This window comes from Cyclobacterium sp. L-R, from assembly GCF_056859355.1.
Window position 1 is genome coordinate 19,564 of sequence record NZ_JBSXOH010000071.1, and the last position, 17,153, is coordinate 36,716.

10 protein-coding genes are annotated in these 17,153 nt (G+C 39.1%); 1 reads left to right on the forward strand and 9 read right to left on the reverse strand.

Annotated features, from left to right (window positions below; translation table 11 throughout):
* Positions 1-168: 168 nt before the first annotated feature.
* Both AC13EX_RS10960 and AC13EX_RS10965 read right to left on the reverse strand, forming a co-directional pair.
* On the reverse strand, positions 169-1,203 hold the full coding sequence (locus tag AC13EX_RS10960; protein ID WP_339717484.1) for a FecR family protein: 1,035 nt from the start codon (positions 1,201-1,203) through the stop codon (positions 169-171).
* 149 nt (positions 1,204-1,352) lie between these two features.
* On the reverse strand, positions 1,353-2,042 hold the full coding sequence (locus AC13EX_RS10965) for an RNA polymerase sigma factor (RefSeq protein ID WP_482892708.1): 690 nt from the start codon (positions 2,040-2,042) through the stop codon (positions 1,353-1,355).
* 889 nt (positions 2,043-2,931) lie between these two features.
* On the opposite strand from AC13EX_RS10965, the gene AC13EX_RS10970 reads away from it, so the two are divergent.
* On the forward strand, positions 2,932-3,951 hold the full coding sequence (locus tag AC13EX_RS10970; RefSeq protein ID WP_482892709.1) for a LacI family DNA-binding transcriptional regulator: 1,020 nt from the start codon (positions 2,932-2,934) through the stop codon (positions 3,949-3,951).
* A 146-nt stretch (positions 3,952-4,097) separates the two neighbouring features.
* On the opposite strand, the gene AC13EX_RS10975 is transcribed toward AC13EX_RS10970, so the two are convergent.
* The 7 genes from AC13EX_RS10975 to AC13EX_RS11005 all read right to left on the reverse strand — a co-directional run bounded on the left by AC13EX_RS10975 (position 4,098) and on the right by AC13EX_RS11005 (position 16,583).
* Positions 4,098-4,844: a glucosamine-6-phosphate deaminase gene (locus AC13EX_RS10975; protein ID WP_048642551.1), complete on the reverse strand. Its 747-nt coding sequence runs from the start codon at positions 4,842-4,844 to the stop codon at positions 4,098-4,100.
* Between the two features lie 548 nt (positions 4,845-5,392).
* Positions 5,393-6,736, reverse strand: coding sequence for a dipeptidase (locus AC13EX_RS10980; protein ID WP_482892710.1), 1,344 nt, complete (start codon positions 6,734-6,736; stop codon positions 5,393-5,395).
* A 71-nt stretch (positions 6,737-6,807) separates the two neighbouring features.
* Positions 6,808-8,151: a Gfo/Idh/MocA family protein gene (locus AC13EX_RS10985; RefSeq protein ID WP_482892711.1), complete on the reverse strand. Its 1,344-nt coding sequence runs from the start codon at positions 8,149-8,151 to the stop codon at positions 6,808-6,810.
* Between the two features lie 40 nt (positions 8,152-8,191).
* Entirely contained in the window at positions 8,192-10,264 is a 2,073-nt protein-coding gene (locus AC13EX_RS10990; RefSeq protein ID WP_482892712.1) for an alpha/beta hydrolase family protein, read from the reverse strand.
* A gap of 40 nt (positions 10,265-10,304) precedes the next feature.
* Positions 10,305-11,726, reverse strand: coding sequence for a Gfo/Idh/MocA family protein (locus AC13EX_RS10995; RefSeq protein WP_482892713.1), 1,422 nt, complete (start codon positions 11,724-11,726; stop codon positions 10,305-10,307).
* Positions 11,727-11,815: 89 nt separating this feature from the next.
* Positions 11,816-13,510: a RagB/SusD family nutrient uptake outer membrane protein gene (locus AC13EX_RS11000; RefSeq protein ID WP_482892714.1), complete on the reverse strand. Its 1,695-nt coding sequence runs from the start codon at positions 13,508-13,510 to the stop codon at positions 11,816-11,818.
* A 31-nt stretch (positions 13,511-13,541) separates the two neighbouring features.
* A complete protein-coding gene (locus AC13EX_RS11005) occupies positions 13,542-16,583 on the reverse strand; it encodes a SusC/RagA family TonB-linked outer membrane protein (RefSeq protein ID WP_482892715.1) in 3,042 nt (1,013 codons plus the stop codon).
* Positions 16,584-17,153: the final 570 nt, after the last annotated feature.

A 17,153-nucleotide genomic window follows, 5' to 3' on the forward strand; every position in this document is an offset into this window, starting at 1 on the left:
AGTTAACGCATTGATAATGACCATTTTTGGTTAAATCTTATTTCCTTTCCTTTAGGTATTTAATCAGTTGAGATTAAAACCGATAGAAGGGCATTAGGTAATCTATATAGTGGTTTAATAAATCCAATTCTATTGCGCAATCCTTTTTTCTCTATTCCCTCTTAGGCTTTATTTTATAGTGACCAATTTTCCTTCAATCGAAATTTGATTTCCGAGACTTCTTTCAAGACCTTTAAGCAATAAGGTTATGTCATTGCTGGGTGCAGACCCATACAAGCGTTTTTCCAGTAGGCTTTCATCCTCAACTATTACAGTCAGTCCATATGTAGATTCCAAAATGGATTTGATTTCAAGCAATGAGGTGTCATCAAAGAGCAATCGATTGTTTCTCCAAGATGTATAGACCATCGGGTCCACTTCCTTCTTTGTCAAAATCTGGTCATTGTGCGTATACTCGGCCATTTCGCCAGGCAGCATCTGCAATCGCTCAGCTTTAGCCGAATTTTGCAGGTTGAGCATAACCTTTCCAGATGACAAAACAACTTTCGTTTTACCACTTCGATTCAGGACATTGAATTCAGTACCTACCACTTCTACATTGAAATCAGATGTTGCATGAACAATAAATTTCTGCTGATCACCAAGGTGATTTACTGTAAAATAGCCTTCTCCCTCAAGCCATACCTCCCGAATCTCATCCTTTTCCCAAATCCTGGAATGGGTCAGAGTGGAATTTCCATTTAGCTTTATTTCAGATCCATCTGGAAGTGTAATGTTTTTGGTTTCTCCAAAGGCAGTAGTGTGTGAAATAATATCCTCGTTAAAAGCAAAATAATAAATGCTACTAACCACTAATAAACCAACAAATATGGCTGCCCACCTCATCCAAATTCTTATGGATGCTTGTTCTTTAAACTTATTATTCTTTGTTGATCCTTTCGGAATTGCGTCTTCGTTTTCTTTGTTGATTGAATTCTGAATCCGTTGAAAAATCAAATCCTGTCGAATATTCTCAATACTGGTTTTTTTAAAATCTATGGAAGAGGCTATTGCCTTTGCTTGCTTAACTTGTGCTTTTCTTTCTGGGTTTGTCCCTTGCCATTCTTCCCAGTACCTATTGTTTTCTCCATTGGGATTTTTTATCCAATCAAGGAAAGAAGGGTCTGATAATAAATTATAAATAGAATGAATATCCGATTTCATTTACAGTCATTTATGGAATAAAGGATGGGAAATTCCTTCACATTTCCGGTGTATATATACTAAGGGCTAGGTAAAAAGGAAATTACCTCAAAAAATTTAGAAAATTTTTAAAAAAAATATTTTACGACTAGAAGAACTATCAAATAAAGTTATTCCCCTATTGAATACATCTTTAATAGAAACGAAAGCAATAGGATATTCTCCATACTTCCTTTCATTGCGGCTAGAGCCCTGTAGAGTAGGGTGTAAGTGGATTTTTGGCTGATATCCAGCAATTTAGCAATTTCGCTAAACTCCATCCCATCATAAAACCTTAATACTATAATTTCCTTTTGCCTTCGTGAAAGCTCGTTGAGTGCTTTAAGAATTTGTGCTTTTTTTATGGTAGAAATTTCTCCCGCAATTATTCCAAATTCATGGGACAAGACTATTTCAAAATCGTGATCATTGAATGCTTCTTTAAGAGGTAGTTTTCTTTTTTTCTCCAGGTTTTTAAAAATTTTCCTTTTCAGGCCCTTGTACAAATAATAACGAACAGAATCTGCTTGTGCTATAGTTTTTCTGTTTTTCCAGAGTTCTACAAAAAGGTCATGGATACTATCTTCAATCAATTCCCGATCAGAGGTAATTATTTCGCCATAGTTATATAACAATACAATATAGCGTTTATAAAGGGCTGAAAACGCCACTTCATTCCCGGCTTTAAACTGCCGCCAAAGCATGGTATCATCATTACTATGTTTGAGATTCTTGGAAGTCGTATTCCCTCCTTCCGAAGTCTCTCCTTCAGGAGTAAGTGTTAATTGAAGGTCTCTATTTTCCCTGCTGGATAGCCCCATAATAATTATAACTCAATCAAACTACAGTAATAGAATGGCAATTACAGCTTGACTTGGTTAGGTAGTCGCCAATCCATTTGTTACTAAATCCTTTAAATCCGAAATACCCAATAATAATCATATTAGATTCTACAATCACTTCATAATCAGTCAATCGTTGTTTTTCGGAACTTCATCGTAGCAGTCAACTGCCATAATTTATAATCCCAGTGATCAATTTTTTATCTCCACCAATCATGGCAATAGTAAACGTATTATTCGGGTTTAATAGAATTGAAATTGAGTATTGACTATTGAATCAGGAATAAGCAATCGCAAATCAATTTTGTAGCAAAAACCCTGGTAATTTCAGGTTTTTTTTAACTACATGAAATTGCATTTTGAAAACTCTATTTCTACTTTTTTCTCTATATCAACACAATGTCCATCAGGCTACTTAGATCAATCTTTATTAAATTAATATTGGTTGAATCAATCAATTTTAACCTTGATCCGAAGTCACCCCACAAGCATATTAAAATTTACTGCCTTATTCTGTTAAATAAAAGTTTTGCGACTGATTTTTTCGGATTCTAGGTATAATATAGCGGAATCAAGTGCTGGGTGGTAAATCAGAAAGATAATCCACTAAAACTTTCGATTTTATCTACTCTCTCAAACACTCCTGCAAAAAACAGATGTCCTTAAAAAAACTTCAAAACAAAATTTAAAAGCTTGTAAAAGGACTTCATTTTTCACCAAATTAAATCAAATTTATTGGTTTTTATTCCCAAGCCAAACTCACGCTTAGCTAAAGCATATCGTAAAAAATTTCTACCGGTCCATACATTTGATATTTCATATTTATTAAAAAAACAGCATATTATGGGACAGTATTACAAAAATCTAAATGCTACATCAGACTATAACCATAAAAGACATTGCGAGGGAATTGAATATTTCAGTTTCTACAGTTTCCAGGGCTTTGCGCGACACTTTTGATGTGAGCCTCGAAACAAAACAACTGGTACTTGAAAAAGCAAAAGAACTAAATTACAAACCGAACTTCAATGCACGTGGACTATCTCAAGGCAAGACCAATAATATTGGGATAATTTTACCTTTTATAACCAATTACTATTTTTCGACAGTTATTACGGGTATTCAAAAAATCGCTTACGATTTTAATTACAACATTATTCTTTACCTGACCAATGATTCTGAAGAAAGGGAAAAGCTTATAATGAGCAACCTTACCCTATCAGGACTTGATGGAATACTTATTTCTACTTGTGCAAGTAACTACGACCACGTTCATGAAGTCATTGGCAAGGGAATTCCCGTTGTGTTTTTTGACAGAACCAACCCTCTCGAGGCCTCCAAAGTAAGACAAGACGATTATAACGGGGCTTTTGAGGCCACTAGTCACCTTATTTCCCAAGGTTTTCGTAAAATTGCTCACATAACGGGTCCACAAGATCAAATTTTTACTCAAAACCGACTTAATGGATACCTAAATGCATTGGAACACCATGGAATCCCCATAAGAAGTGAATGGATCGTCCACACTGGGTTTTCACAAGAATGCGGATCCACCGACCTACAGTCATTAATGAGTCATTGCAAAAAACCCGATGCCATATTTGCTGTAAATGACAGAAAAGCCATTGGGGCCATGGTACAGTTGAAAAAAGAAAATATCCGAATAGGACAAGATTTTGGTGTGGTTGGTTTTACAAATGACCCTATTTGCACACTTATTACCCCTACGCTTACTACAGTTTCTGAATCCGCTTTTGAAATTGGTAGGATTGCCTGTGAACTGCTACTCAAACATATTCAAAAAGTAAACCTACCCTCCAAAGAGGTCATTCTTCCTGGGGAATTAATTATCCGAGAATCCAGTATGCGGACTACTTTAGTAGACTAAAATAAAATCCAATTAGTCAAACTCAGGCCGGGTTTGGCTATAGAACTTCAGATAGACAATGGAACCCTCTATTCTGATGAAAAAATAAAAAGCCCCATCCGAAGACCAATTATTAGTCTTGGAATAGGGGCTTTTGGCTTAGTGGTTTATTTCTCTAAAGCATTGGTTAATAACTTCGCAGATGCATCATCTAGATAGATGCTACATGAAGAATGTTCTTGCAGGATGCTAGAAGGGTTCATATTGCTTACTTCACCTTCAAGGCAATCTTTAACAGCTTGTGCTTTACGCTCATCAGGAACAGAACAAATGATATGTTCTGACTTCATGATTTGTTGGATAGACATACTTATGGCCTTAGCCGGTACATCCTCCATGGTTTCAAACCAGCCTTCATTCATTTGTTGCTTTCTGCAAGGCTCATCCAAGTCCACAACTAAATAAGGTTCCTTGGTATCAAAATCAGCTGGTGGATCATTGAAGGCAAGGTGGCCATTTTCCCCAATACCTACAAAAGCCACATCGATGTCCTGGTCTGAAATCAAAGCCTTTAGCCTTTCACATTCTTTTTCCGGATCATTTTCTCCATTGATATAATGAATAGCTCCCAAATTCTCCACCTTATCTACAAATCTCTCTTTAAGGTATTTGCGGAAACTGGCAGGATGAGTTATTGATATCCCTATGTATTCATCCAAATGAAAAACGGTCACTTTGCTCCAATCAATGTCTTCTTTTAAAAGCTGAGTAATGGTTTCAAACTGACTTGTACCCGTTGCTAAAATCAAATTGGCTTTCCCCTTACGTTCGATAGCCTCACGGATAAGAGGTGCTGCTGCCTCTCCTGCTGATTTACCAAGGCCTTTTGGATTAGCTGATTGAATTATTTTCATAAAATTGATATTAAAGTTAAATAAAAGACATTTTAATCGTCACTATGTAGTTTATACCTAAGCAAAGGTTTATTAAGGGTTCATTTATCCGGTAGCGTACCCTGATTTTTCAGGAGATTTACCTAATTCTTTGCTTAAACCCGAAATATGCAATAGACAATCTATTACATTATCCGGGTTAAACAGAAAGGTGAAACCCTTTTTGAGGGGCTATTTAATTGATTCATTTTCCAAGCCTTTCTGCCCTGTTTGATCCATAAATTTCGCTTTCAATTTACGGCTCATTTCTACACAAAATAAACCGCAGAAAATCCCTTGACCTTGAGGGGGCAAAGATTGTTCTACAAATAAAATTGAATAAAAAGGTCAAGGTTTATATCTCCATCTAGTAAAAGGCTTTTTTTTATATAGCCTGAAAATTAAACACTAAAAAAGTGTTACTAATAAATTAATTGAGAAAGAAAGGGATAACAAAACACTTTTCTAAAATTAAAATAGGCTTTTCCCTGCAAAATTTTCTATACAAAATTAGAATCCTATAAAAGCAATTACTTCAAAGACGCTCTTGCTACGCGCAATACATTTCCGCTAAGTATTTTTTGAATATCCTCGTCAGAGTATCCCATTTGAACCATCCCAACAGTAAACAATGGCCAATTGGTCCAAGCCATGCTTTGCGTCATCTCCTTGGTGGTAGTAAAGGGTTCTCTGGGATCTGGCCAAAGTGCTTCCCATCTATTCCTACGCTTCCTATAAGCAGGCACTTTCTTGTTTTCTTCAGCAGCGTATTGAGAATTGTGCGCTACGTCTGTTCCGATGGCCACCCGGTCGCTTCCAAATTTTTTGACCATATAATCAATGTGCCTCATCATGGAAGCGATATCTCCTGAACCACCTAGGAACCAAGGTATACAACATATCCCCATGTATCCGTCTGTATCAGCTATGGCTTTAATAACATTGTCAGGCTTGGCACGGTAATGTTCATACAATGAATTCACCGTACTGTGACTGGCCACCATTGGTTTTGTGGAATACTTGGCAGCATCTAGACTTGTTTGCCATCCTGAGTGAGCAATGTCTACAATCACCCCTACCCGATTCATCTCCTCTACTACCGTTCTCCCAAAATCACTCAAGCCAGCATCATTCGGTTCTCCACAGCCATCACCAATCATATTTCGCCGATTATAGGTGAGGTGCATCATGCGAATACCAAGTTGGTAAAACACCCTAATATATCGTAGTTCATCCTCCACAGAAATCCAGTCCTGAGGAAGAGGAACACCATTTCCTGTAAAGTAGAGTGAATGCTTGTTCTGTTGTTTTGCTAGCAAAATATCCTCAGGAGTAACGGCCTTTATCAGAGTGTCCTTCATCCAGTCTGTAGCATAGGTAAACCTGGACAATCGTTTGAGCAGCCTTTCTATGGCACTTCCTTCCTCTCCTGAATTTTGGATGACACAGGTAACTCCTGACGCTTTCCAAGCATTGATAAACTCTTCGGTTTCTCGCTTGACTTCCACAAAACCTGTCATGGTCATGTCTTCCTGCATATCCTGAAGCTCTAGAGGAGAAGCATTTTCCTCCACAGCTACTTTCATTCTTTCCCCATCGACTGCGGCTCTGGGCATAAAGCCATAACAATCAACCACCACAGAATTTCGATGAAGTTCAAGTCCCCTTTCCAACTGACTCTTGGTAGGTTTTAAAACCTTCAATGCTACCTGATAGGCCTCTTCCATTGCTGGTGTAATTTGAAAACTTGTAGGGTCTCCCATAGGCATAGGGGGATAGTTTCCCGATTGCCCGGCAGCAAAACCTTCCAATACACTTAAGCCAGTAACGGCCATTCCTGAAACCTTCAAGAACTTCCTCCTGTGATGGTTCATGTGTTAATAATTAAGATTAAATCGACATTTTAAAGGTAAAACTTCGTTCACCGAAAATTCTGTTCTATAAATCAGCCCTTTCTAGCTACTGGAACAAGAGAAGTAAGGTCTTCTATCCTGACAATTTTTCCCGTCTCAATACTATTTCTTGCTGCTATTCCAATTAATGCAGACATGGCTCCATCTCTAGAACCTGCAGATTGTTTGTAAAGATCTGGTGAATCTGGATACCTGAATATCTTGTCTTTTAGTCTAGGATCAGAACCTCCGTGTCCGCCTGACTCAGGCATGACTTTTATATTTTTGACATTACCGAATAGGTTTCTGATCGTGATTTCCTGGTAAGGAGGTACTCCTGTTGGCATTGAGGACTTAATCCATGCGTCTAATCTTCCTTTGCTACCATTAATGGCCAATCTGTAACCTTCATAGGGAGAACTGGCAGTTAGGGAATAACTTACTTTCACTCCATTGGCATACTTGTACTGTACCGCCATGGTATCATAAATATCCACCTCTTTACGATAAATACAGCCATCACGTAAGTATCCATCATGTTTTTCATGGGCTACATACAGGTCCATTGAACTTTTGCTTTGGGTAATGTCCCAATAAAAATTACAATTGGATTTATGTGGACAAGGCCTACAGTTGGTACTATTGAATTTACTGTTTTTCATTCCATAATAATCCAAAGAACCATAAGCAAAAACTTCCTCGGGTTCAGAATCGACCCAATAGTTCAAGGCATCAAAATGGTGAGTAGCTTTGTGAACCAAAAGGGTACCACCAAACTTCTTTTCACCATGCCAACGTCTGAAATAACTTGCCCCATGACTGGTATCCAAATACCAGTTAAGGTCTACTGATTTTATATCCCCTATTTCTCCATTTCTCAGCAGTTCCCATATCTGTTGCACATAGGCTGAGTAACGCATATTAAAGGTGACAATTACCTTGTTTCCTGTCCTTTTTTCCGCATCAAAAATTTCCTGACATTTAAACTCATCAGTAGTCATCGGCTTTTCTGAAATTACTCTCAAACCAGCTTCCAAACCTTTGATAATGTACTCATGATGGGTCGCATCGGTAGTCGTGACAATCATGGTATCGGGCTTGGTTTCCTTCATCATCTTGTCAAAATCTGTATATACAGGGCAATCGACTTTCATTTTTTCTTTGGCGTATGCCACCCTTCCAGGATTAACATCACATAGCCCAACAAATTCCAAAATGTCATTGTACTCTTCCTGAACTGGCTCACCCCACATACCGATACCTCTACCACCAGTACCTACCAATACCACCCGGCTTTTATTCCCTTTAAAACCATAACTAATTGAAGGTGCCAAAAGGCCAGATGCTGCAAGTAGCCCCGTGTTTTGGATAAATTTTCTTCTGTTTATCGATTTCATAGTTTATTTGTATTAAGCTTCTATATTCTATTGGTGGGTTTTAAAATTGAAATTTAACGCTTCCTTTTCCTTTAAGATAAGTTCTTATGCTGGCAAATTCCTTTTGCCATTCATTTTCCTTCGCTGCAGATATCGATTCACCAGACATGGTTACGGGGTTCTCAAAGGTAATTGGCAAGGCAGCCAATCCTGCAGCTAGTGATACATCTCCCCATTGAAGGAATTTAGGCAGGAAGATGGCAAGGCTAAAATAGTCTACTCCTTCACGGTTATCAAAAAGGTAACTAACCGGAGTATTTCTTAGGGTAAGTGCTTCAAAAGTTCCTTCTTCCAAGGCTGCCAAATACAGTCCCGCTAACCCTGCCTCTTTGTCTCCATCAAAGGTCAAATCTACTGGTGCATAATGCTCTTTCACAAACTCAGAGACCATGTTCAACTCCCCAACCCATTGTCCAAGCATTGTTTCTCCCAGCCATAATCTAGCTCTTGCAAGGGTATGAAAAGGGGTAAGGTAAGCGACCAATTGATCCTCTTTAGAAGCAGCCTCCCCTGTGCCACTCAATTCCACTATGACTACCCCCTGCCCCTTATTTATTAATTCATCAATTCTTGCTTGAGGAACTTCATGTTTCCCATTTGCCGTGGCAATGATAACATAGCCCAATGCTGCATTACTTGGTTTTCTGATAAGTAGCGGGGTGAGTAAGTTATTAGAAGTTTTTAAGGCAATCTTTTCCCATCCTGATTCGGAGGAATAACTGTTTACCTTATCAACTTTAGGATAATCCTTGATTTTCAAAAGTTCTTTCAACTCTGATTTCACTTGTTGCTTGTCTATAGAGGTTTGCCCTAAATAGCTTTCTCTCAACTTCTGCCCTTTTCTCCGGCTGTACTCTGCAAGACCTACTACCAATGGGTCACGCTTTCCTTTTGGAAAGACCATAAGCTTTTCATAAGGAAGAACTTCAAAAGGAATTTCCTTTCGGGAACTGCCATCTCCAATACCTTTTAAGTGAAGATCAAACCATCCAAGCATGGCTTCCCTGTCTTCCGGCCAATAGCCATGTTCCAAATCAAACAACTCATAGGCTATCTTTTCTTCGGCCCCAAACTGCTGAAAGACTGGTTTGGCATTGTGGTAACTTCTCAGCATCTCTGTTGGAAAAAAAGTAGAGTTACTGTCCTTATTGTGATTGCACATTTTCAAAGCCCTGGGAGCATACAGTGCCAAAATACCCGAAGTCTCAGTAAATGAAAGTCCATTGGGCATCAACTCGCAAACGCAGTTGGAACCCATTACTGCGGATTCAAAGGTACCTACACTCACTACTGGCATGGCTGCTTTAACCCTTTCATCCATGGCAGCAAACCACATGGTTTGATTTCCTCCACCACTTGCTCCTGTAGCGCCAATGTTTTCGGCATCCACATAAGGTAAGCTGCTCAATAGATCAACCGCCCGCATATTGTCTATCACTTGGACGCCCAAAAGGGTCTCACCTACGTTCATCAATGAAGCACCTAAATTGGATCCATGGTATTCGAAATCCATGTGTTTGGTTGACCTTTCCCCAGCGCCAAAAGCATCAATACTCAAACATACATATCCATTTTTGGCCAGGCTATGCCCTACAGATTGTATGTTTTCGGCAGCCTTACCTTCAGTCCAATGTCCATGCATATTGATCACAGCTGGAAATGGGCCCTTGCCCTCTGGAATATAAAGGTTGGCAGTAGCATAAATGCCGGGTTGGGTTTGAAAATAAATGTTTTTTATCGCATAACCATCCATTTGGACAGTACCCGTTACCCTCATATCCAATTCCAGGTCATGATCTACCTTAATGCCACTATTTAAAATTACCTCTCGAACTATTTCGCTTTTTTTCTTTTCCCAATCAGCCAAGGTTTCCGGTAAAATGTGCGTGGCATATTTTATTTGGGCCTTTTGCTTCATCCTTCCACCTAAGATATCAGCCCGCTGAGCAGATAGAACGGAGGGTAAACTATCTTGAGAACTCCAATGCAGCGCAGTACCATCATAGGCTTTTGTTACACTGGGACTGAAGAGCTGGACGATAGAAAAAAGACTTCCAAACAGAAAATTTCTCATGGCTTAATTAGATTACATGTCATAAGTGTACGTTTTTAAATTAAAGGTTAATCCCTGTATTTCCACCATGAGTCAAATTTATGTCCACTGGGGAGTTTTGCTTCCATGAACCGCCGGTAAAATCAGGCACATCGATAGCCGTTGATCGATTGGCTACTGACCATTCACTTAAAGGAAATACAGAGCTCCATAAAGCTGCATCATAAACATCTTGTTCCAAAGGCAAACCATTTCTTAAGCAATCTATTAATCGCCAATCCATCAAGAAGTCCATTCCTCCATGCCCTCCTACTTGCTTGGCCAATTCTCCTATTCTTTTTACAATTTCTGGTTGGTATTTTTGCTCCAAAACTTTCATCTCCTCTTCAGGAAGCCAACCCTCATGACTTGTAGCAATACGGCCTGGCAAAGGGTATTTCATGGCAACCCCTTTGGTACCACTTACCAAATGTATTCGTGAATAAACCCTAGGGGAAGAGACATCATGCTGAAGCATAATGGTACTTCCATTTTTGGTTTTGATGGTGGTTACATTCATGTTCCCCCTGAATGGTTTACCTACAAATTCTTTGTAAACATCATCCTCTTTAGCCAATTTTTCAGTCATCTCTCCAAGGACAAAATCCTTACTCGATACTGAAACAAGAAAATCAAGTTGATCTCCCCTGTTGACATTCATGGCCTGACAAATAGGTCCCAGTCCATGAGTGGGGTATAAGTTTCCATTTCGACTGGCATTGTGTCGAAAGCGCCACATATTCCATTTTTCTTTACTGAAAATGCTAGGGATAAAATCATGAATATAGGCTCCTTCACAGTGAATAATGTCACCAAAAAATCCTTGACGCACCATATTCAGCGTCATCAATTCGAAGAAATCATAACAGGTATTTTCAAGCATCATACAATGCTTCCTGGTTCTTTCAGAGGTTTCTACAAGGGCCCAGCATTCCTCCATGGTGATTGCCGCCGGAACTTCCACTGCTGCATGTTTATCACTTTCCATTGCATAAAGAGCTATGGGGGTGTGCAGTTCCCAAGGAGTGGTAATATAAATTAAGTCAAGGTCCTTTCGCTCCACCAATTTTTGCCATATTTCCGCATCTCCTGTATAGAGATCAGGAGAGTGGGCGGTATTTGCAAGCTTTTCCTTGGCTTGTTCGGCTTTTTCTGGTCTCAAGTCACATAGGGCTTTTATAGCAACTCCTTCAATTTTGCTAAGTCTTCTTACAGCCGCTGAGCCCCTACTTCCTAGGCCTACCACGCCTATCCTAACCGTATCAATTTTAGGAGCTGCATATCCGGACATATTAAAAACCTGCTTGTGTTTTTTATTCGCGAGGTTTTTTATTTTTTCGTATCCGATGGTTTCCTCAGCACCGTAAGCTGAGCCTGGAAACAAGGCCGATCCAGCCATACCTAAACCGGATAATTTGAGGAAATCTCTTCGATTACTATTCATAGAACAAATTATTTAGCACTCAATATATGAAAAAATGATGTACGTACCTCAGATTATAATACGTACATCATCATTTTATTTAAATTAACTTACTGTTGGGCCACATTATAGCCTGGATTTTGCTCAAGCAATCCATTTTTGTTGATTTCGGATTGAGGAATTGGGAGCAAATAATTGGCTGGGTTGAAATTTCCTGTTTTCCAAAAGGCTACTTCATAAGTCTTTGTTCCATCTGCTTGTTTTCTGATGATCATTCGTGTGCGGTCTTTGTCTGCCACTTCCGGAAGAATTTTCCAACGACGAATATCAAACCAACGATGTTCTTCAAAGACCAACTCAATTCGCCTTTCGTTTACTATTCTTTCAAATAGGGCATCCCCACTTTCAGTAACATCAGGCATGTTTACACTTGGTCTATTTCTTACTTTATTAAGGTATTCTCTGGTAATGTCTTCGTTACCCAGAAAATAGTTAGCCTCAGCATAATTCAACAAAATTTCAGCATATCTAGCAAATGTCCACGGGGTTTGAGACATATTATTTCCGCTTGGATTAACAATCCTTTCATTTGCAAATTTCAACTGGTAATATCCAGTTTGTGTGGCGTTCCATGCCGATACTGGCCCCTCATTTGAATCTAAACCACCTGGTAAGAAAGTTTCCACTTCTCTTCCTTGGAAAGGTGCTCCATCATGTAGAATAGTGGCATAAAACCTAGGGTCTCTGTCTGCATAAGGATCATTGGGATTGTAATCAGGATCATCCTCTGGCTGAAGGCCATTCACCGTTTCGAAATCATCTACCAGATTATGTAGCGGATGCACTTGCCCAAAACCATTGTAGCCATTAGGATACAAACTTAATTCAACGTACACCCTTTCACTACTTACAAATTGATTGTAAGGACGCTGCCATATCATTTCTGGATTGTAGATATTTTCTTCAAGAAACATGGTCCTATAATCCTCAAAAAGCTCATATTGTCCCAAATCGATGACTGCCTTTGCAGCATCTGCTGCTTTCTGCCATTTTGTTGGATCCATTGCTGGATTGTTCAATTCACTGGCGTAGTATAAGGTAGCACGTGATTTTATGGCCATGGCTGCCCCCTTAGTGACCCGACCCTGATCGGCATTATTGTAAGTTTCTGGAAGCAAATCAATCGCTTCATCCAATTCTGCCAACACAAATTCCATGACTTCCTGATAAGTATTTCTTTTTACTTTAAAATCATCCTCTAAGGTAAAAGTCTTGGTAAACAATGGCACGCCACCAAATAAACTGGCCAACTTAAAATAACTGTAAGCCCTGATGGTTTTCATTTCACCAATCATCCTATTTTTGGTGTTTTCACCTATTGGCACAGCTCTTTCCCTATCTATATTTTCGAAAAAGATATTGGTGCGGTTAATTGGCTGCCAATAATTAATATTTCTATCGTTTGCTCCTGTCCAATAATCCACTTCTCTAAGGTCATCAGGATTAAGGTTACCCTCCCAAACACTCCAGGCCCAAGAGTTGCTTCTAGCATTAATTTCATCCGTAACCACAGACAGTCCATACAAACTATAGCGAAGGCCACTTGGAATGGTTCGGTAAGCATTGCCAATGAAAGCTTCTATTAAAGATTCATCCGCCCAAACTGCTTCGTCTGTAAACCTGTCTGCAGGTATAACATCTAATACCTCATCATCGCAAGCTATATTCAGCGTAGCAACTAGCAATAGCATGGAAAACATTCCTGTTATTCTATTTATATACAAGTATTTAAATATCGTTTTCATAATAGGGAATTTTAAATTTTGCATCAATTGATTAAAAGGACAGGTCAACACCCAAATTAAAAATTCGACTTTGTGGATAGAATGAACCTCTTTCATTATCCCCTTCCGGATCAAACCATTTGATTTCCGAAATGGTAAGGAGATTATTGCCATTCAGATAAATCCTCGCTGAAGACAAACTTAATTTCTTAAGTAAAGCAGCAGGCAGGTTATAGCCTACTTGAAGGGTTTTGAACCTTATGAAACTTGCATTTTGCAACCAAAAAGTACTTTGAAGCCCACTTGGCTGAGTCCTTGTTCCCAAATCAGGTAGTATGGGATATTTAGAATCCATGCTGCCTGGCGTATATCTATTTTCGATCAATTCAGCCAAACCGTTTACCGCAATTCTTGCATTTTGATGATAGTATTGCCATGCGCCTCCTTGCCCTGCAAAATTGGCAAAAAGCGAAAATTGCCCATAGTTCAATGTACCATTAAGTCCAAATGTAATTTGTGGAATATTGGATTTGTCCATTCTGACCATATCCTGAGAACTAATGATTCCATCATTATTGACATCTCTGTACTGTAGGTGGCCCACTAGAGTCCCCGGGAATACAGGATTTGAATCAACAGCTTCCTGAGTTCGGAAAATCCCAAGTGCTTCATAATATAGTCCTGCCCCTAAGATCCTGCCCTCAGCTTTTTGGTAATCAGGAACATCCTGAGCTTCCGAAATATCAATCACGGTATTTTTATTGAAAGCGATGTTGCCCCCAACTGAATAAGAAAAACCGCTTGGGGATGTAGCTTTTCCACGATGATTCAAAGCCAATTCTAATCCTTTATTCTCAACTATACCTATATTTTCATCTGGCAATTGCAAGCCTGTATAAAATGGAACTTCGAGGTTTCTTTTGGTTAAAATATTTTCACGCCTTTGTTTAAAAACCTCCAAAGTAAAACTTAATCCACCATTCCAAAACATCCCATCCAAACCAAGGTTATAAGTAGTGGCTACTTCCCATGTAACATTAGGGTTTGGTGTCACACCAGGCACTACACCCAATTGAGAGTTAGTAGGTAATCCAAAATGGTACCCATCTAATCCAAGATTGTAAGCAGGCATAAATTGAAAAGGACTAATTCTGTCATTTCCCATTTTACCTATTGAAGTACGTAATTTTAAATCATTGACTCCTGATATGTCTTTTAAAAATTCTTCAGACAATACCCAGGCAGCAGATACCCCAGGGAAAAACCCGAACCTTTTACCTTTTGGGAATACATAAGAGCCATCATACCTTGCATTAAAATCGATAATGTATTTTTCCTGATAGTTATAACTTACCCTACCCAAAATACTTTGTCGAGAAGATTCTGCAGATACCCCATCATTTTGCTGGGTAGCAGGATCTCCTGCAAATAACTCTGATAAGGTTGGAGAAAGGTAGTTTCTTCTAAAGGCTTCATAATACGCATTGCCCCCTTTAGTTTGTTCAGCACCAATAAAAGAGTTGATGTAATGGTCTCCAAATTGTCTTTCATATTTTAACCTGAAATTCAAAAAAGTACTACTGACACTTCTGGTCGATTGGGTCAATTCTGGAGCAGTAATCCTTCCCCCTCGAAGAGGAAGGTATGTATCGTTTGCCTTGTCATAATTATAAACAGTCCATGGAGTTCTCCATCTTTTATCTAGAATGTCTTCATTGCTATAAACAAAATAACCATCCAATCCCAATCCTTCCACCCAAGGAGCCTTGATATTGAAACCAACTTTTGAAATAGCTCTCTTGGTTTTTGTATTGTGATCTCCCGAGGCCGAGGTAGTCATTACAGCAGGGTTTAGGCCTTGCTCAATACCCGCTGAGGGATAACCGTTTTCATAGTACACCGGCATCATAGGGATTGCGTTCAACCAACCCCACGGATTTTCCGTTCCAGGCTGTGATCGATCATCCAAGCCTAGGTTCAGATCAAGATTTACAGTGATGTATTCATTGACATCGGCATCCATATTTGATCGGATTGTATAGCCTTTGAAATCATGGACCCCCTTCTTAAATATACTATTTTGATGAGAATAGGAACCTGACATTGAGTAGCGTACTGATTCGGAACCGCCTCTCAAACTTAGGTTATGCATACTTTGAAGTGAATAATCTTTTAGAACCTCTTTGTACCAATTGGTATTGGGATAATTGGGATCAGTACCATTTCGGAACAATTCAATTTCCGCATCTGTATACCTGGGATCCTGTCCATCCCTGACCATCATTTCATTAACATAGCCTGCAAATAAAGGAGAGCCAGCTAACTCAGGAAGTCTCGTCGGTTGACTTATACCCTGATTGAAAGTATAACTTAAAGTTGGCTTTCCCTCTTTGCCTCTTTTGGTGGTAATTAAGATTACACCATTAGCAGCCCTAGCGCCGTATATAGCTGCAGAAGCATCTTTTAACACCGAAATTGACTCTATATCATTGGGATTGATCCTTTCCCAACCCGGAGGATTTTGAACCCCATCAACGACCACAAATGGACTGTTGTCTCCAGTGGTATTACTCCCCCGAATCAGTATAGAAGAGTTATCAGCACCAGGTTCTCCGGAACGATTTAAGGCAACCAACCCAGGTAAAAGACCAGACAAAGAGTTGGTTAAGTTTACAGAAGGATTACTAATCACTTGTTCACTTTCCACACTAGTAACAGACCCTGTAAGAGTGGCTTTCTTCTGCGTTCCATAACCTATGACAACGAATTCATCTAGGTCTGCTGTTTCTTCCTCTAATGTAACGTTTATCTGACTTCTGTTTCCAATGCTTACTTCACTAGTAAGCATTCCCACAAAGGAAACAATTAACACTTGAGCATCTGAACCTACACTGAGACTATACTTTCCGTCCATATCCGTGACGGTACCATTTGTAGTACCCTTCACCAAAATGGTGACTCCAGGGATAGACTGACCATTTTGGCCAGACACCGTACCATTTAACACCCTTGTTCCTTGGGCAATGGCATTTCCGAAATTCATTCCTCCCAACAGGACTAGGAGGATGATTAAATAGCTAGTAGATTTTTTCATAGAGCGTAAGCATTGAGTTAAACCTTATTTTACATAAACTTTAAGTTCAATTTAACCAATAATCAAATTATATAAATTGAAATAGTGAAATTTAATAGCGATAACGTTATCGAAAAGCCAAATACTCACCATATGAAAAAAGAAATACACCTAATGTGTAAATATTAAGAGAACTAATTTATTTTTAATTGGAATAGTTGAAAAACAGGGGTTTATTTAGATATAAAACAACTAACAGTGGTTTAAAGCCTGGTTTTCTATTGATAAAAAAGGAAGGGAAAATACAATTTTTCAATAACCTCCTGTCTTAGCTGGTGTAATTGGATCATGCGACACCGGTGGCTGAGCCTGTCGAAGCCAACTGTGTCGGAGTCAACTTAAGGAGCTTTTCACCTATAGGAGATTGAAACAACTTAGATCTGTTTCAAGAATGTTGAAAACTTTCCGCATTTTAGGTCTAAGTTACACTTTGCCCAACTTAGACCAGCCCGGAACCTGAGGGGAATACCGATGATATTTATTCTGGGAGTTTTGGTGATAATTGCTTAAATAGTAGTTAAACCCGAAATA